Consider the following 17,569-nt stretch of genomic DNA (forward strand, 5'->3'; position numbering starts at 1 on the left):
GGGCGCAGAAGGTAGGATGCTCGCCTAGTACTGTCGGCAGGCTGGAGGCCAGGCATGCAGCGACCCCATGCTGTGATCGCGCTACCCAACAACATCGAGATCGACGCACGCGCGCAGCGCAATGCGTTGGCGCTCGTTGCTGCGGGTTACCGCGTCACCATGGTCGGCTTCGGCACCGGCATCCCCAACGAGGGGGTGATTGCGGGCATCCCGTACATCCTCTGCCAGGCCAGGCCGAAGAGCGGCGGGCCGGCGCCCGCCGCGGGGCCAAAGCCGCCGTCGATCCTCTACCGGATCGTCCGCAAGGCGTTCCACCTCGTGCTCCACCGCCGTCCTCCGCAGAAGGTGGCCAAGGCCATCGCCCGCGTCGAGGAGACAGCCGGAGCCGTGGTCAAGCAGGCCAACAAGCGCGTGCTGCGCCCGGCGCAGGGGTTGGTCAACAAGACGGCCCAGAAGGTCAATGCGCCCAAGCCCGACCCCGACGCGCCGTTCGACTGGCGCTCCGCGCTACCGCACGTGCCGGTGATGACGGATGCCCTGCGCGACGTGATCGCCGGGCTGGAGCCCGACCTCATCGTGACCGACGTCCACCTGCTGCCCATGGGCGCCGAGGTGGCGGACATCCAGCGTGCCAAGGGCAGGCAGATGGGGCTCCTCTACGACGCCCGCGAGTACGTCTACGGCCTGGCCAGCGACGACCAGAACGTCACCTTGGGCTTCCCCGCGCTCGAAACCGAGGCGATGCCCAAGGTCGACGCCACGGTCACCGTCTGCCAGCCCATCGCGGACTTCCTGGCCAAGCAGTACTCCCTGAGCGAGGTGCCCCCGCTGGTGCCCAACGCGCCTATCGGAAACCTGCCGGAGACCGGCCGCACGCTCACCGTCCGCGACTTCCTCAAGATCGACGACGAGGCGCCGCTGCTCGTCTACGCGGGCGGGCTCAGCTACCACCGCGGTGTCCACGACGCCGTCGTGGCGCTGAAGGACCTGCCAGGCGTGCACCTGGCGATCGGCGCCCGACGCGAAAGCTCCTACACCGACGAACTCGAGGCGATCGCCACCACGCACGGTGTGCGCGACCGGGTGCACTTCGTGCCCTTCGCCCCCACCCACGAGGTTGCCGAATACCTGGCCTCCGCCACGGCCGCCGTCATGCCGTTCCTGCCTGTGGGCAACCACAACTGGGCAGCGCCGAACAAGTACTTCGAATCCGTCCAGGCACGCCTGCCCATCCTGACCTCGAACATGGACTGGCTCTCGGAACGTGTCACCACGCTGGGGATCGGCGAGGTGTTCCTGCACTCCAACCCGCCCTCGCTGGCCGAGGCGGCGAAGAAGCTGCTCGGGAACCTGGACCAGTACCGGGCCAAGCTCACCGATGAACTCGTGGCGGAGCACACGTTCGAGCACTTCGAGCACGTGATCGTCGACGTGGCCAAGCAGATCACGGACCCGAAGCTCCTGCCGGGCCTCGAGCCCACCAAGCTGCACGACAACCTGGCGGCCATCCGCAGCGACATGCTCCGGCAGCGTGCCACCCTCGCGGATTCGAAGCTGTTCGAGCCCAGGCCGTGGATCCGGATCGGCTGCGCCAACACCGGCGGCCTGCCCCAGCTCTGGGCCAAGGCGCTCATGCGTGAGTACCCGCAGGCCATCGCCGAATCGGTGTGGCGACATCGTGAGCAGTCGCTGACGTTCCCCGTCGACGAGACGGTCACCTACGGCCAGTGGGTCTCGCCCGCCTGGCAGAAGCAGCTCCAGGCCAAGCTCGAGGACCGCGTCAGCCACGTCCTCACGGAATCGGGCCGCTCGGTCATCGGCGCCAAGTTCGGCGCGCACTTCTACGACGAGGTGGGGTGGTTCGCGCGCAAGGGCATCCGCCAGGGCCTCGTTTTCCACGGCTCCGACATCCGCAACCCGCGCATCCACGCCTCCCTCGAGCCGGATTCGCCGTTCAAGGACCCCGCCGAGGAGCTGACGGCCATCCTGCAGCGTCAGGTGGAGGACCTCACGCCGCACGTGCTGAGCTTCGACGGCCCCGTCTACGTCACCACCAACGACCTCCTCGACTACCTGCCGCAGGCCACCTGGCTGCCCGTCGTCGTCGACACCGACGAATGGCGGACCTCCATGTCGCCCCTGGCCCACGGCGGTCTCCCCATCGTGTTCCACGTGCCTTCACGCCGCTCCATCAAGGGCTCTGAGGACGTCGACGCGGTGTGCCGCGAGCTCGAAGCCGAAGGCCTCATCGTCTACCGCGGCCTCAATGAACTGAGCCGCGAAGAGATGCGCGAGCAGATGCTCACCGCTGACATCGTCATCGACCAGATCCGGCTCGGCGACTACGGCATCACCGCAGTCGAGGCCATGTCCGGCAACCGCGTCGTCATCGGCCACGTCGCAGACCGCGTGCGCCAGCGGATCAAGGATGACGTCCCCATCGTCGAAGCCACGTCGCAGACGCTGCGCAGCGTGCTGCTCGAGGTCGCCGCGGATCCCGCCAGGGCCGCGGTGCTCGGCAGCCGGGGCCGCGAGTACGCCAAGCGGTGGCACGACGGGCGGCACAGCGCCCACGTGCTCGCAGAGTTCATGGGACTGGGCGAGCCGGCCCGTTGATGAAGATCCTCATGCTGGTGGCCACCTCCGTGGCCACGGACACCAGGGTGCTGCGGGAAGCCCGCACCCTCGTCGACGTCGGGCACACCGTGCACATCATCGGCCGCTCGGTCCCTGCCGACTTCGTGCCGGGGCCGGGCATCACGGTGTCGTCGGTGGGCACGTCCTCGGTGTTCCGCGGGGAGGGCCAGCCGTCGCTGGCGGGGAAGAAACTGCCTCCGCACCTGCGCTTCGCCCGGTGGTTGCTGTTGCCGGAGCACCGCCGTTCGTCCTTCGGCCGGTGGGCCGCAGGTGCGGTCAAGGATGCGCAGCAGCGCGACTTCGACGTGGTGCACGCCCACGACTTCACGGCACTCGCCGCCGGCGACCAGCTCGCCCGCGAGCGCAAGGTGCCCCTGGTCTACGACTCGCACGAACTGTGGACGGGCCTCCCCCGCGAGTTCCGGCCCACCCCCCTGGCCGACGCCCGCGAGAAGCGCGTCGAGGGCGAGTGCGGCTCCCGCGCCTCCGCCATCATCACCGTCGGCGACGGTGTCGCGGATGCGCTGAAGGGCGTCCACGGCTGGCAGGACGTCACCGTGGTGCGCAACACCTTCCCGCTGCGCGACGGCCACCCCGCCGTCCCCGAGGCGCCCACCGGCCTCGTGTACGCGGGCCGGGTCGCCGCCTACCGCGAACTCGAGACCATCGCGGCGGCCAGCAAGCTGGTGGATCTGCCCATCACCATGTGCGGCCCGGCGGACCAGACCTGGCTCACGTCGTTCGATCCTGGCCGGGTCACCGTCCTGGGTGCACTGCCGCTCGACGAGGCTTCGGCCCTGATGTCGGCCGCAGGCCTGTCCCTGGTGACGCACTCCGACAAGTGGGTCAACCACCGCCTCGCCCTGCCCAACAAGCTGTTCCACGCCGTCAGCCTCGGGTTGCCGGTGGTGGCCACCGACATCGGTGAACTGGCCAAGGTGGTGCGCGAGCACGACCTTGGCACCCTCTACACACCAGGCGACCCCGACGACCTCGCGCGCGCAATCAGGGAGGCCGTTGCTGATTTTCCGCGCTACGTGTGTAATGTCGAGGCGGCACGTCCGGCCCTGTGCTGGGATGCCGACGCCGCCCGCCTGCGGGCCGTCTACGAGAAGCTGGCATCCGTGCACGCGGATGGCCGGGGAGAAGGTTAAGTGGCCAACACTGCTGAGACGTCCACGCGGCGCGTCTACACACCGCACAAGGCGGGCATCCCCAACCTGCGGGATTACTTCACGGAATTGTGGCACCGCCTCGATTTCGCGAAGGAGATGAGCGACACCAACATCCGCGCCGGGAACACCAACACGTTCCTCGGCCAGGCCTGGCTGGTGCTCAACCCGCTCCTCCTCGCGGCCGTCTACTTCCTCCTGGTGATGATCATCGGTGGCGGAAGCCAGTTGGACGCCAACGGTGTCCCGCGGGCCGACTTCCCGCAGATCGCCGGCGGCCTGTTCCTCTTCTTCCTGATCTCGGGCATCGTGCAGGCCTGCGCCACCTCGGTGACCAACGCCGGATCGCTCATCCTGAACATGAACTTCCCGAAGCAGCTGCTGATCTTCGCCAACACCTACCTGGCGCTGCGCCGGTTCGTGCCGACGATGATCGTCTACGCCGTGATCCACGTGGTCTTCGGCAAACCCATCGCCTGGACCCTGCTGTGGGTCCCCCTCGTGGTGCTGCTCGCCGCGCTCATCGGCATGGGTCTCGGATCGATCGTCGCCACCTGGCACGTCTACTTCCGCGACACAGCGAACTTCCTGCCGTACGTCATCCGCATCTGGCTGTACGCGTCGCCGGTGCTGTACACGGGTGAGCAGTTCCTCACCAACCCCATCGGCAAGCGCACGGGCGAGTGGATCCTGTTCAACCCGGTCTTCGGCATCCTCGGCATGTGGAGCGACGCCCTGCACGGCCACAACCCGCCGTGGTACTACGTGGCCACGGCAGTCGCCTGGGCGCTGGCCCTCAGCATCGGCGGCATCCTGTACTTCATCTCTAGGGAGCGTGATTTCGCTGTCCGCCTCTGACGAATCCCAGTACCTGGAGCGCCAGCCCGGAGCACCCGAGCCGGAGGTCCACTCCTCCGTCGCGCCCCCCACGTCCGACGAGGGCGCAGCCATCGTCATCGACGACCTGCACATCACCTACAAGGTGTTCATGGAGCGCAAGAACACGCTCAAGAACGCCATGGTCAAGCGCCTGCGCGGCCAGCAGGTCAACTACCGGGAGGTGCGCGCCCTCCGCGGTGTCACCTTCAACGTGCCGAAAGGCCAGTGCACCGGCGTCATCGGTGCCAACGGCGCCGGCAAGTCGACGCTCATGCGCGCTGTGGCAGGCATCCTGCCGCCGTCGCAGGGCCGCATCGAGATCGACGGCAAGGTCTCCACGCTGCTCGCGCTCGGCGTCGGGTTCAACTCGGCCCTGACCGGCCGCGAGAACGTCGTCCTGGGCGGCCTGGCCGCAGGCCTGACGCGCCAGCAGGTCACGGAGCGCTTCGAGGAAATCGCCGAGTTCGCGGATCTGGGCGACTTCATCGACATGCCGATGCGCACCTACTCCTCGGGCATGTTCTCCCGGCTGGCGTTCTCCGTCGCCGTGCACATGGACCCGGACATCCTCATCATCGATGAAGCCCTGTCGGCCGGCGACGCGAAGTTCAAGGACCGCGCCAACCAGAAGATGGCAGAACTCATGGACCACGCCGGCACGATGCTGCTGGTGTCGCACGCGCTGGGCACCATCCAGGAACTCTCCGACGAGGTGGTCTGGCTGCACAAGGGCAAGCTCATCCGCCGGGGCGACCCGAAGGAAGTGTGCCAGGCCTATCTGGACTTCCTGAAGGTTGGCGACGACTCCATCGTCATGGAGGACTTCTGACCCCCAGAGTGGCGATCGTCACGACGGGGCACGACGTCGCCGACGCCCGCCTGCACCGCACCGTGGCAGCGCTGCAACGCGCCGGCTGCCGGGTGCGCGTGCGCGGGCTGTCCTGCACCGGGGCCCCCGGGGGTGTCCGTCCCGCGGGCAAGCTGCTCCGCGGTCTCCGGGCGTTGCTCTGGCCGTGGCAAGCCCGCTGCGACGTGCTGGTCACCATCGACCCCGACACCGCGCTCTCAGCCTGGGTGTCGTCGCGGGTGCTGCGACGTGCCTGGGTGGCCGACGTGCACGAGGATTATCGCGAGCTGCTGCGCGACAGGGCCTGGGTACCCAAGCCGCTGCTCGCCGTGCTGCGCGGCGCCGTGTCCCTCCTCAACCGGATCATCACCCGGGCAGACCTGGTGCTGGTCGCCGACGACCACGTGCCGCCGCGCCACGCTCTCCGTCGTTTCGTGATGCGCAACGTGCCCGACGTGACGCTGCTGCCCCCGATGCCGGCGGTTCCCGGTGACAGCACCCTGGGCTACCGTCGGGCGGTCTACATCGGCGACAACCGCACCACCCGGGGCCTCCGCGACATGGTCGAGGCGGTCGCGGCCACTGTCGACGACCCGACGCCCTGGCACCTCGACCTCGTCGGCCCCGTCGCCGCGGCGGACCGCGCCTGGCTCGACGAGCGGCTCACCCGCCGGGATGCGCGCACCGTCACCTGGCACGACCGGCAACCCCCCGCGGAATCCTGGCGCATCGCCGCCGGCGCCGACGTCGGCCTGTGCCTCCTCGCCGGCACCCCGGCCTTCCGCGACGCCATGCCGTCGAAGGTGTACGAGTACCTCGCCATGGGCATGCCCACAATCGCCACGCCGCTGCCCCGCGTGCGGAAACTGGTCGAGGGAACCGGCGCCGGAGTGATCGTCGACGGCGTGCCCGCCACCGTCGAGGCCCTCCGCAGGTTCGCCGCCGAGGCCGACCACCGGGCGGCGCTCGTCGCGAATGCCCGCGCCGCGGGCGAGGAACTCCGCCAGCGGCCCAGCCCCTACGACGAGGCCGCGGGGCGCATCGGCAAGCTCGCGGGCATACTGACGCCATGACCCGGCCACGTTTCCCCAGGTTCGTCTACGGCACCGGCCAGGAGCCGGACGCGCGGTTCACGCTGGCCAACGAACGCACGTTCCTCGCCTGGATCCGCACCTCCCTCGCCCTTCTGGCGGCCGGCATCGCGCTGGAGGTGCTGGGGCCGGACATCCACAGCGGCCTCCGCATGGCGGCCTCCATCGTGCTGCTCGTCGCCGGCACGGCCGCCGCACCGATGGCCTGGTGGAGCTGGGCGCGCTACGAGAAGGCCCTCCGCAGTGCGCAGCCGTTGCCGACGGCGTTCTTCGCCCTGCCTGTGGCCATCATCGTCGCGCTGGTGGGTGTCCTGATCCTGGCCGGCCTCCTCCTGGCATGAGCGTCTACGACCCCGGTCTCCAGCCGGAACGCACCGGGTTGGCCTGGCAGCGGACGTCCCTGGCCCTCGGCCTCGGCGCCCTGGTCTACGCCCGCATCGCGGCCCAGACCGTGGGCGTATGGGCGTGGCTGTTGGGCGGGGCCGGCATCCTCACCGCACTGGTGCTCGGGGCGGCCTCGCGTCGGCGGTACCGGTACACCCACCGGTCGCTCACCGCCGGCGTGGTGAAGCTGCCCGACGGGGTGCTGCCCGCCGCGCTGGCCCTGGCCGTCGCCACTGGGGGCCTCATCGTCCTCGCGCTGACCCTCGTCAGCCCGGCCCGCTAGTGTCGCACCAGGGACCGCAGCCCAGTGGGCGCGGCCCGATGTCCGGCCCGGACGTGCATTCTGTATGCTCGCTTGCAGCGATATTCGAAGGGACCCAAGCATGGTTCGCATTGTTGATTCGGCGGACGTCTCACCCGACGCCACCATCGGAGAAGGCTCTTCCATCTGGCACCTGGCCCAGGTGCGTGAGAAGGCCGTCCTCGGTGAGAACTGCATCGTCGGACGCGGCGCCTACGTCGGCACCGGCGTGCAGATGGGTGACAACTGCAAGCTTCAGAACTACGCCCTGGTCTACGAGCCGGCCGTGCTGGAGGACGGGGTCTTCGTCGGTCCCGCGGTCGTGTTCACCAACGACTACTACCCGCGCGCCATCGACCCCGAAGGCAAGCTCAAGCGCGGCGACGACTGGGAGCCGGTGGGCGTGACCTGCAGGCAGGGCTCCTCCATCGGAGCGCGCGCGGTGTGCGTCGCGCCCGTCACCATCGGCCGTTGGGCCATGGTCGCGGCTGGTGCCGTCGTCGTGAAGGACGTACCGGATTTCGCGCTCGTGGCCGGTGTCCCGGCCAAGCGCATCCGTTGGGTGGGCCGCGCAGGCGTGCCGCTCGAGCAAGGTGACGCCGAAGGCCTGTGGGTGTGCCCCCAGACCGGCGACAAGTATCAAGAACAAGACGACAACACTCTCGTGGAGGTTTCTCAGTGAACGACTTCATCCCACCGGCCAAGCCGATCATCGGCGATGAGGAGCGCGAGGCGGTCGACCGCGTGCTGCGCTCGGGCATGCTCGCCCAGGGCCCTGAGGTCAAGGCCTTCGAGGAGGAGTTCTCGGCCCACTTCGGTCTGGGCCGCGCCTGTGTGGCGGTCAACTCCGGCACGTCGGGTCTGCACCTGGGCCTGCTGAGCTCCGGCATCGGCCCCGGCGACGAGGTCATCGTCCCGTCGTTCACCTTCGCGGCGACGGCGAACTCGGTCGCGCTGACTGGCGCCACCCCGGTGTTCGCCGACATCGCGCTGGATGATTTCACGCTGGACCCCGCGTCGGTGGAGGCCTCCATCACGGAGCGCACCAAGGCGATCATGCCGGTGCACCTCTACGGTCACCCCGCGAAGATGGTCGAACTGCAGGCCATCGCCGACAAGCACGGCCTGATGCTGTTCGAGGATGCCGCGCAGGCGCACGGCGCCTCGCTCAACGGCACGCCGGTGGGTGCGTTCGGCACGTTCGGCATGTTCTCGCTGTACCCCACCAAGAACATGACCTCCGGTGAGGGTGGCATGGTTTCGGCGGCCAACGACGAGATTGAGCGCAACCTGCGTCTCTACCGCAACCAGGGCATGCTGCAGCAGTACCACAACGAGGTTGTGGGCCTGAACAACCGCATGACCGACATCCACGCCGCCATCGGCCGCGTCCAGCTGACGAAGGTCGGCGCCTGGACTGAGCAGCGGCAGAGCAACGCCGCGTTCCTGTCGTCGAACCTGGAGGGTGTTGTCGTGCCGCCGGTGCTCGAGGGTGCGGTGCACGTGTACCACCAGTACACCGTGCGGGTGGCCGAGGGCCGCGACGAGCTGGCGAAGGCGCTGAAGGACGAGTACAACGTGGGCTCGGGCATGTTCTACCCCGTGCCGAACCACCGCCTCAAGCCGTTCCAGGCCGACGTCGAGCTTCCCAACACCGAGCAGGCCGCCGTGGAGTGCCTCTCGCTGCCCGTGCACCCGTCGCTGTCGCAGGAAGACCTCGAGCGCATCGTCACCGCCGTCAACACTCTCGCCAAGGCCGGTGCATGACAGTGGCGAACCTTCGAGCGGGCCTGATCGGCCTGGGCTCCATGGGCCGTCACCACGCCCGCAACCTGCGCTCCATCGACGGTGTCGACCTGGTGGCAGTGGCGGATCCGGCGGGGGACCCGTTCTCCGTCGCCGGTGACCTGGAGGTGCTGCCCGGCATCGACGCGCTGATCGAGCAGAAGCTCGACTACGTCGTGGTGGCCACCCCCACCCGGTACCACGAGGAGATCGGTCTGGCGCTGGCGGAGGCCGGCGTGCATGCGTTGGTGGAGAAGCCGCTGGCGGCAGACACCGGTGCCGCGAAGCGTCTCGCTGAGGCGTTCGCTGCCAAGGGTCTGATCGGCGCCACGGGTCACATCGAGCGGTACAACCCTGCCCTGCAGGAGCTGCGCAAGCGGCTCGAGCGCGGCGACCTGGGCGACCTGTACCAGATCTGCACCCGCCGTCAGGGCCCGTTCCCGGCCCGGATCGCTGATGTGGGCGTCGTCAAGGACCTGGCGTCCCACGACATCGACCTCACCGCCTGGGTGACCCAGCGCAAGTTCGAACTGGTCGCCGCCCGCACCATGAGCAAGACCGGCCGCGAATACGAAGACATGGTTTCGGCCACCTGCCAGCTCGAGGGCGGTCTCATGTCGAACCACCTGGTCAACTGGCTGACGCCCACCAAGGAACGCCTGACGATCGTCACCGGCGAGAAGGGCATGTTCGTTGCGGACACCCTGACCGCCGACCTGACGTTCTACGCCAACGGCAACGTCCAGACCACCTGGGCCGACATCGCGCAGTTCCGCGGTGTCTCCGAAGGCGACGTCACCCGCTACGCCATCGCGAAGCCGGAGCCGCTGCGCACCGAGCACGAGCAGTTCCGCGACGCCGTGCTGGGCAAGGAAGCCGACATCGTGACGATGGAGCAGGGCGCCCGCGTCGTCGAGGTGTGCGAGGCCATGATCGAATCGGGCAAGACGGGCCAGTTCATCTCCGTCAGCTGATTGCCGATTTTTCGAGTTGCGTTTTCGTCTCGATCCGGCCGCATTCCGGCGATCGGGACGAAAACGCAACCCCACCACCGGCCACCTGGCCACAGGACTTTTGAGGAGACATCAGGGTGAAGATCACCGTCGTTGCGCTGGGGAAGATTGGTCTGCCGCTAGCGGTGCAGTTCGCTGACGCGGGCCACGAGGTCATCGGCGCGGACGTGCAGCAGGGCGTCGTGGACCTGGTCAACCAGGCAACCGAGCCGTTCCCGGGTGAGGCGCACCTGCAGGAGAAGCTCTCCGAGCTGGTGCCCGCCGGCCGGCTGCGCGCCACCACCGACACCAGCGCGGCCGTGGCGGAGTCTGACGCCGTCGTCGTGGTGGTCCCGCTGTTCGTCAACGCCGAAGGCATCCCGGATTTCGAGTGGATGGACAACGCCACGCGCTCCATCGCCGCCGGCCTGAAGCCCGGCACGCTCGTCAGCTACGAGACAACTCTTCCCGTGGGGACCACCCGCAACCGGTGGAAGCCCATGCTGGAGGAGGGGTCCGGCCTCAAGGAGGGCCTCGACTTCCACCTGGTCTTCTCCCCGGAGCGGGTGCTCACCGGCCGGGTGTTTGAAGACCTGCGCAAGTACCCCAAGCTGATCGGTGGCCTCTCAGAGGAGGGCGCCAGGCTCGCCAAGGAGTTCTACGAGGCCGTTCTGAGCTTCGACGAGCGCCCGGACCTGCCGCGCGGCAACGGCGTGTGGGACCTGGGATCGGCCGAGGCCGCAGAGATGGCCAAGCTGGCGGAGACCACCTACCGCGACGTGAACATCGGCCTGGCGAACGAGTTCGCCAAGTTTGCCGGTAAGAGCGGCATCGACGTCTACCAGGTCATCGAAGCCTCCAACTCGCAGCCCTACTCCCACATCCACCGTCCCGGTATCGCCGTGGGCGGGCACTGCATCCCGATCTACCCGCGCCTGTACCTGTGGACGGATCCCGACGCCACCGTCGTGGAGACGGCCCGCAAGGCCAACGCAGCGATGCCCGCGTACGCCGTCTCGATGCTGGCAGATGTCGCCGGCGACCTGAGCGGCAAGCGCGTCGCCGTGCTGGGCGCCTCGTACCGCGGCGGCGTGAAGGAGACGGCGTTCTCCGGGGTGTTCCCGGTGGTCGCCGAGCTCCGCGACCGTGGCGCCGAGGTGGGCGTCCACGACCCGATGTACACCGACGAGGAACTGGCCAAGTACGGCTTCGCGCCCTACCACCTGGGCGAAGAGGCGGACTACGCCGTCGTGCAGACGGATCACATCGAGTACCGCACGCTCACCAAAGAAGACCTGCCTGGCGTGAGCGCCATCGTCGACGGTCGCCGCAGCCTCGACCCGGTGGACTTCCCCGGCGTCGACATCCGGGTCATCGGCCTCGGCTGATCCCACACCAACGACATCACCCGGCCTGATCCAGGCCGGGTGATGTCGTTTTTTGGGCGTGGGGCCCCCAGCCGTGAGGCGGGCCAGCCTCAGCCGGCGAAGTTGAGGAGCGCCTCGATGACCCGCTCGGAGGCGTGGCCGTCGCCGTAGGGCTGGCCCAGGTCCGTGGTGGGGGCGGGCCGGACGATCACGTCGGAGAGCTGGGTCAGTTCGGGGTCGAGGATGTTCCACCCGCTGTCGATGGTCTCGGTCCACTCAGTCTCCGTGCGGATCGTGGTGGTGGGCGTGCCGAGGAGGAAGGCCTCCTTCTGGAGGCCACCCGAATCCGTGACCACACCTGCGGCGGCCATGACGGCGCGCACCATCTGCGGGTAGGCCAGCGGCTCGACGGCGAACAGGGAGCCGTTCGACAGCGCCAGGCCGTGCTTCTTGGCCAGCGCCACGAGGCGGGGGTGGGCGAGCAACACGACGGGCACCGGGGCGGCCTTCAGCGCGCTGAGGATGGCGCGGAGGCGCTCAGGGTCGTCGGTGTTGTCGGCGCGGTGGATGGTGGCCAGCGCGAACGGCTGTTCCGGGTCCACGCCCTGGGGCAGTTGCGGGGCGTCATTGGCGACTGCGTCCCGCGTGGCGAGGCACACGTCGGTCATCACGTCGCCGACGAGCAGCGCCCGGTTCGCCAGGCCCTCCTTGGCGAGGTTGTCCATGCCCACCTGCGTGGGCACGAGCAGCAGATCCGAGAGGTGGTCCGTGATGATGCGGTTGTGTTCCTCCGGCATGCGCCGGTTGAAGGAGCGCAGGCCCGATTCGAGGTGCGCGAGCTTGACGTGCATCTTGACCGCAGCCATCGCCGCAGCGGCGGTGGAGTTGGTGTCGCCGTAGGCCAACACCCAGTCGGGCTGGTACTCCTCCAGCACGCCGTCCATCTGGGAGAGCATCGCGCCGGTCTGGCGGCCGTGGGTGCCGGAGCCGACGCCCAGGTGCGCGTCGGGCGCGGGTATGCCGAGGTCACGGAAGAACACGTCCGACAGCAGCGGGTCGTAGTGCTGCCCGGTGTGCACGATGATGTGTTCCACGTCGTCATGCTGTTGGGCGGCCCGCACGATGGGGCCGAGCTTGACGAACTGGGGACGGGCACCGACGACGCTCATGAACTTCACGCGTTCCAGTCTGGCACAGCGCGGTGCGCTCCCCGTGCACCCGGGGGCGGTGGCGTCAGGTGTCGCTCCGGTCCCAGGCGTCACGCCCCTCCCACGTGGAGACGCACACCTCGTTGCCCTCCGGATCCGCCAGCACCCAGAAGCTGGGCGCACGGGTGTCGTCGAGCACGCGGCCGCCCGCGTCGAGGGCCGCGTTCAGCCGTGCCCGGGCCTCATCGTGGGCGACGGTGAGGTCGACGTGGATCCGGTTGCGCTGCGAGCGGGGCTCATCCATCTGCTGGAACCAGATGGGAGGGCCGATGCGGTCGGGGTCGCTCAGGTAGTCGTCGTCCAGGTCCCAGCCGGTGACGGCCTGCCAGAAGGCGGCCACCGTCGGGATGTCGAGGGCGTCGATGGCGATCTCGAGCTGCGCCAGCCTGCCGGGCTCCGACGTGAGGCCCCGCTCACGGACGAGCTCGGTCACGGCGGTGCCGAACCGCACGTCACGGTCCGTGATGGCGCCGACGTCGTGGCTGGCGACCGCGAGGTGCACGCGGTTGTAGCGCACGTCGATCTCCGGATGGTGGTCGTGCTCGTTGGCCAGTGCCGCGACGGCGTTGACGAAGCTGAGGGCCTCGTCGAACGAGCCGGCGTCGACCAGGAGGTGCATCCGGCCGAGCAGGTAGCGCCACTGGGGGAGTTGCTCACTGGCATCGTGTCTGGTGAGTTTCGTCATGCCACACGATAAGCCGGGGCGGGTGCCGGTGTCTGTAGAGTTGCGGTGGCTCGTCTCCCTGCAGAAAGGCGCACCAGTGTCAGACCGCAAGCCCCGTGTCGTGCTGTTCCGGCACGCCCCCGTCGACTTCGATTCCCGCGCCAAGCGGATCGCGGGCACCCTGCACAGGGGAGGCTTCGAGCCCATCATCATCTCCCTGGAACCCGCCGGCGGGACGTCCGAGGAGTTCCTGCTGGACGACGCCATCCGGGTCATCCGGGTGCCGCTGGCGTTCCGGCCCAAGGAGTCGCTGCTGAAATCGGTGCCGACGGATCCGATTGCGCCGGACCCGGCCGTCGAGCAGGTGCGCGCGCTGCGCCGCCGCCGCGGGATCTACGCCGAGCGGGTCAAGGGCGCGGACGCGGCCTCGGCCAAGGCCGCCGCCCACTACGCGAAGCTCACCGCCCAGATGGCGCCTTTCGTGGCCGGGCGGCTCGGCCGACGCGTGGCCCACCGCGTGGGATGGGCGGTGGACACGGTCACGGCGCCGCTGCGGCCCGATGCCGCGCACCGTGACCTCTACCGCGACCTCGACCTCGCCACCACGCTGCCCATCGCAGACCACACGGCCTACACCCTCACGGATCTCCTGATCTCGCTGCGGCCCGACATCCTGCACGCCCACCACCCCAACGTGCTCCCCGCCGCGTGGCAGGCCCTCGACGCCCTCCGCTCCGCCGGCCACCCCGTCCGGGTCTCGCTGGACATCCGCGAGAACTTCACCGGCCTCCCGGACAAGGAGATCGGCGACATCGTGGCCCACCGCACGCTGCTGGAACTGCAGCGTCGCTTCATGCCCTTCGCAGATCACGTCACGTCGGTGAACCAGCAGATCGCCGACATCGTCACGGAGCAGTACGCCCTGGAGCGCCCTGCCATCGAGTTGCGCAACTACCCGGTGCTGGCGGAGCCCACCGGTCCCCGCACCGTCCGTGAGGCGGCAGGGGTCGACGACGGCACGCCGTTGATCGTCTACTCCGGCGTGATGAGCCGCGCCCGGGGCATGGACACCCTGATCGACGCCATGGCGCACGTGCCGGCCGACGCCCATCTGGCCATCGTCACGATGCCGTTGCCGCATCCCATGGAGCCCGAGCTGATGGAGCAGGCCGAGGGGCTGGGCGTGGCGGACCGGATCCATTTCGTGCCCGCCGTGGACCAGAGCGAGCTGATCCACTACCTCAGCGGCGCGGATGTCGCCGTCCACCCCATGCCCGGGGGGTCGCCGAACCACGACCAGGCCATGCCGAACAAGCTGTTCGAGTACCTCCACGCCGGCCTCACGTTCGTCACGTCCGACGCCAAGTTGCTGGCGCAGTTCGTCACCGACAACGGCATGGGCCGTGTGTTCCGCTCGCATGACGCGAAAGACCTCGGCCGCCAACTGACGGCCGCACTGGCGGCCCCCGTGCCTGCCGAGCACCTCGCGGCGCTCGCCGAGCGGTACTCCTGGCAGCACAACGAAGCGGTCATCCTGAAGGAGTTCTCCAGGCTCGCCACCCTCACGGAGACCGACCCCCGCAGCGGCCGGGCCCGGATCACGCCCGCCGAGGCGCCCTTCCGCGCGCCGGGCTCCGCCGTCGAACCCCCGCACGTGGTGCTGTTCCGGCACGCCCCGGTCGACATCGACACCCGCGCCAAGAAGATCGCCCAGACGCTGAGCCGCGGGGGCTACCGCGTCACGATCGTGTCGGTGGAGCAGCCTGGCAGTGCCCCCGGCGAGGCCATCATGAACGACGTGCGGATCATCCGGGTGCCCCTGCAGAACGCGCCGGCCGCACCGCCGAAGCCCACCTCGCTGCCTGAGCGCCTCGTCGCCAAACTACAGCGCGACGCCCCCGCGCGGGTCCGGGCGCTGGTGACCCCGCCGTCGCAGCGCCCCGAGGCCATCATCGAGGCGCACACCGGCACCCTCGCGCAGCTGCTCGTGAGCCTGAAGCCCGATGTGATGCACGTCCATCACCCCTACGTGTTCGACGCGGCCCGCGTCGCGCTGCGCCGGCTCGGCCCCGAGGTGCGGATGGTCTACGACGCCCGCGAGAACTGGGCCGGCCTCCCCGTCGTCGAACGGGGCGCCCGCGCGCGGCACGAGATGCTCGTGCACGCGGAGGCGGCCGGCATCGTGCACGCCGACGGTGTGCTCACCGTCGCCGAACCCCTCGCGGACGACCTCAAGGCAAGGTTCCGGCTGCCCCGGCGCCCGACGGTGGCGCTGCACTATCCGGTGGAGTACCCCCTCGTCGGCACGCGCACCGTGAGGGAGGCGCTCGGCCTGGGCGACGACGTGCAGCTGCTCGTGTACTCGGGGGTCCTGAGCCGGGCCCGCAACCTGGACCTGCTGATCAGGGGCCTGGCGGAGCTGCCGGAGCACGTGCACCTGGCCCTGGTGGCGGTTCCGTACCCGCACCCCCGTGAGGCCGAGCTGCGCAAGGTGGCCGATGTCGCCGGGGTGGCCCAGAGCCGCCTGCACTTCGCGCCCCCGGTGGACCAGCACGAGTTGGCGTACTACCTGAGCGGCGCGGATGTCGCCGTCTCGGCCATCCCCAAGGGGTCGCCGAACCACGACCTGGCCCTCCCCAACAAGCTCTTCGAGTACCTCCACGCGCGCCTGCCGCTCGTGCACGCCGACGCGGCCGCCATGCGGGCGTTCACCCGGCGTGAGGGCACCGGCACGGTGTTCCGCAGCGGCGACCTGGCCGACTACCTGCGCGCGGTGCGCCAGAACCTGGAGTCGCCGGTGCCCGCCGAACTGCTGGCGGAGAAGGCCGCGGAGCGCACCTGGCAGCACCTCGAGCCGCGGATCCTGGGTCTCTACGACCGGCTGACCGGCTTCATCCATACGGAACCGGGGCCGGACTTCCCGCCGATGACGGTCACCGAGGTGGTCGACCGGGAGGGCTGACGCGGCCATCCTCTGCGCGTTAGGGTGGTTTCCATGCGCGCTGTCATCGTTGAGGCCCCCGGAGATGTCGACGTCCTGAACATCGGCGAGGCGGCGAAGCCCACCCCAGGCCCTGGCGAGGTGCTGGTGCGCACGGTCGCCTCCGGCGTCAACCGGGCTGATCTCCTGCAGCGCCAGGGCCACTACCCGCCCCCTCCCGGCATCACCGACATCATCGGCCTCGAGGCCAGCGGTGTCGTGGAAGAGGTCGGCGAAGGCGTCGAGCGCTGGAAGCAGGGTGACGAGGTGGTGGCGCTGCTGGCAGGCGGCGGCTACGCGGAGTTCTTCGTCGCGCCGGAGGGCCAGCTCATCTCGCCCCCGCCGGGAGTCGACCTGGTCTCGTCGGCCGGGGTGCTGGAAGTGGCGGCCACCGTGTTGTCGAACCTGCGGGTGGGGAACCTGGCCCACGGTGAGGTGTTCCTCGCCCATGGTGGCGCCGGCGGCATCGGCACGTTCGCCACGCAGTACGCCAAGGCGCTGGGCGCCGTCGTCGTCGCCACCGCGGGCAGCGAAACGAAGCTCCAGCACTGCAGGGACCACGGGGCGGACTTCGCCTTCGACTACCACGGCGACTGGGTCTCGGAACTCCGGGAGGCCACCGGAGGTGCCGATGTCATCCTGGACATCATCGGCGCGAAGTACCTCGAGGCCAACGTCAAGGCGCTGAAGAAGCGGGGCCGCATCGTCGTGATCGGCCTGCAGGGCGGGGTGAAGGGGACGCTCAACCTGGGGGCGCTCCTCTCCAAGCAGGCGAGCATCACCGCCACCTCGCTGCGCTTCCGGCCGGACACGGAAAAGGCGGAGATCTGTGCCGCCGTGGAGGCGCAGGTATGGCCGATGTTGAATGACGGCCGAATCAAACTTTCCCCAGAGACGCGCATTCCCTTCGACGAGGTGCGCACCGCCCACGAAAAGCTCGCCGGCGGCGACAATGTGGGCAAAATCGTTCTGGTCCACTGACCCCGAACCCGGCGACACGCCGAGGTACAGAACCGTTTCCAAACGTGGATCAGCGCCTTTGTTCCACGATCAAACAGCAGTTGGTCTGCGGCTTCAGTGACCGGGCGACGGGGAGGGTCGCCGTTCGCCCTCATGTCGCGATTCGTGGGCTATTGACCTTTCCGTAACGACTGTTCTAGCGTCGGCCACAGCCAGTGCTGGCCAGGGGGAAGCAGGACGCAGCCCCCGTATATTCAGGCCCGAGCGCGGGTGCCGCCGTGCATTCCGCCGTGCCATCAATT

15 protein-coding genes are annotated in these 17,569 nt (G+C 69.2%); 13 read left to right on the forward strand and 2 right to left on the reverse strand.

Annotated elements, in window-relative coordinates; translation table 11 throughout:
• The first annotated feature begins 54 nt into the window (after positions 1-54).
• From C3E87_RS10590 to C3E87_RS10640, 11 genes are all read left to right on the forward strand, one after another.
• Entirely contained in the window at positions 55-2,616 is a 2,562-nt protein-coding gene (locus tag C3E87_RS10590) for a glycosyltransferase (protein ID WP_143570997.1), read from the forward strand.
• Positions 2,616-3,791: a glycosyltransferase gene (locus C3E87_RS10595; RefSeq protein WP_076062531.1), complete on the forward strand. Its 1,176-nt coding sequence runs from the start codon at positions 2,616-2,618 to the stop codon at positions 3,789-3,791. The genes C3E87_RS10590 and C3E87_RS10595 overlap by 1 nt, the downstream gene beginning before the upstream one ends.
• On the forward strand, positions 3,792-4,667 hold the full coding sequence (locus C3E87_RS10600; RefSeq protein ID WP_076062533.1) for an ABC transporter permease: 876 nt from the start codon (positions 3,792-3,794) through the stop codon (positions 4,665-4,667). It abuts the gene before it with no gap.
• Positions 4,645-5,517 (forward strand): ABC transporter ATP-binding protein, encoded by an 873-nt coding sequence (locus C3E87_RS10605; RefSeq protein ID WP_233120786.1) that lies wholly within the window; start codon positions 4,645-4,647, stop codon positions 5,515-5,517. Before C3E87_RS10600 ends, C3E87_RS10605 begins: the two co-directional genes overlap by 23 nt.
• An 8-nt stretch (positions 5,518-5,525) precedes the next feature.
• Entirely contained in the window at positions 5,526-6,608 is a 1,083-nt protein-coding gene (locus C3E87_RS14935; protein ID WP_198928288.1) for a glycosyltransferase, read from the forward strand.
• Positions 6,605-6,967: a YidH family protein gene (locus C3E87_RS10615; protein WP_076062536.1), complete on the forward strand. Its 363-nt coding sequence runs from the start codon at positions 6,605-6,607 to the stop codon at positions 6,965-6,967. The genes C3E87_RS14935 and C3E87_RS10615 overlap by 4 nt, the downstream gene beginning before the upstream one ends.
• Complete coding sequence (locus C3E87_RS10620) at positions 6,964-7,293, forward strand: DUF202 domain-containing protein (protein ID WP_076062538.1); 330 nt, start codon at positions 6,964-6,966, stop codon at positions 7,291-7,293. The genes C3E87_RS10615 and C3E87_RS10620 overlap by 4 nt, the downstream gene beginning before the upstream one ends.
• 100 nt (positions 7,294-7,393) lie before the next feature.
• Positions 7,394-7,993, forward strand: coding sequence for an N-acetyltransferase (locus C3E87_RS10625; protein ID WP_076062541.1), 600 nt, complete (start codon positions 7,394-7,396; stop codon positions 7,991-7,993).
• Positions 7,990-9,078: a DegT/DnrJ/EryC1/StrS aminotransferase family protein gene (locus C3E87_RS10630; RefSeq protein WP_076062543.1), complete on the forward strand. Its 1,089-nt coding sequence runs from the start codon at positions 7,990-7,992 to the stop codon at positions 9,076-9,078. The genes C3E87_RS10625 and C3E87_RS10630 overlap by 4 nt, the downstream gene beginning before the upstream one ends.
• Before the next feature lie 2 nt (positions 9,079-9,080).
• Positions 9,081-10,070 carry a Gfo/Idh/MocA family protein gene (locus tag C3E87_RS10635; protein ID WP_076062546.1) on the forward strand — a complete coding sequence of 330 codons (990 nt, stop codon included), beginning with the start codon at positions 9,081-9,083 and terminating at the stop codon, positions 10,068-10,070.
• Between the two features lie 116 nt (positions 10,071-10,186).
• The gene (locus tag C3E87_RS10640; RefSeq protein WP_076062549.1) at positions 10,187-11,476 is read left to right on the forward strand and encodes a nucleotide sugar dehydrogenase; all 1,290 of its coding nucleotides are present in this window, start codon (positions 10,187-10,189) and stop codon (positions 11,474-11,476) included.
• An 89-nt stretch (positions 11,477-11,565) separates the two neighbouring features.
• Here C3E87_RS10640 and wecB read toward each other — a convergent pair whose 3' ends face one another.
• Positions 11,566-12,633, reverse strand: coding sequence for a non-hydrolyzing UDP-N-acetylglucosamine 2-epimerase (gene wecB / locus C3E87_RS10645; RefSeq protein WP_076062551.1), 1,068 nt, complete (start codon positions 12,631-12,633; stop codon positions 11,566-11,568).
• Positions 12,634-12,688: 55 nt separating this feature from the next.
• Positions 12,689-13,348 carry a VOC family protein gene (locus tag C3E87_RS10650; protein ID WP_076062553.1) on the reverse strand — a complete coding sequence of 220 codons (660 nt, stop codon included), beginning with the start codon at positions 13,346-13,348 and terminating at the stop codon, positions 12,689-12,691.
• Positions 13,349-13,424: 76 nt separating this feature from the next.
• Here C3E87_RS10650 and C3E87_RS10655 point away from each other — a divergent pair, with 76 nt between their 5' ends.
• Both C3E87_RS10655 and C3E87_RS10660 read left to right on the forward strand, forming a co-directional pair.
• Complete coding sequence (locus C3E87_RS10655) at positions 13,425-16,289, forward strand: glycosyltransferase (protein WP_076062555.1); 2,865 nt, start codon at positions 13,425-13,427, stop codon at positions 16,287-16,289.
• Between the two features lie 33 nt (positions 16,290-16,322).
• On the forward strand, positions 16,323-17,288 hold the full coding sequence (locus C3E87_RS10660; RefSeq protein WP_076062558.1) for an NAD(P)H-quinone oxidoreductase: 966 nt from the start codon (positions 16,323-16,325) through the stop codon (positions 17,286-17,288).
• Positions 17,289-17,569 lie beyond the last annotated feature (281 nt).

Source organism: Tessaracoccus sp. ZS01, from assembly GCF_022342445.1.
Taxonomy (GTDB): Bacteria; Actinomycetota; Actinomycetes; order Propionibacteriales; family Propionibacteriaceae; genus Arachnia.

Bases quoted from the DNA above. Each gene is read 5' to 3' on its own strand.
- C3E87_RS10590 (WP_143570997.1), top strand. From the start codon at position 55: ATGCAGCGACCCCATGCTGTGATCGCGCTACCCAACAACATCGAGATC.
- C3E87_RS10595 (WP_076062531.1), top strand. From the start codon at position 2,616: ATGAAGATCCTCATGCTGGTGGCCACCTCCGTGGCCACGGACACCAGG.
- C3E87_RS10615 (WP_076062536.1), top strand. From the start codon at position 6,605: ATGACCCGGCCACGTTTCCCCAGGTTCGTCTACGGCACCGGCCAGGAG.
- C3E87_RS10620 (WP_076062538.1), top strand. From the start codon at position 6,964: ATGAGCGTCTACGACCCCGGTCTCCAGCCGGAACGCACCGGGTTGGCC.
- C3E87_RS10625 (WP_076062541.1), top strand. From the start codon at position 7,394: ATGGTTCGCATTGTTGATTCGGCGGACGTCTCACCCGACGCCACCATC.
- C3E87_RS10650 (WP_076062553.1), bottom strand. From the start codon at position 13,348: ATGACGAAACTCACCAGACACGATGCCAGTGAGCAACTCCCCCAGTGG.
- C3E87_RS10660 (WP_076062558.1), top strand. From the start codon at position 16,323: ATGCGCGCTGTCATCGTTGAGGCCCCCGGAGATGTCGACGTCCTGAAC.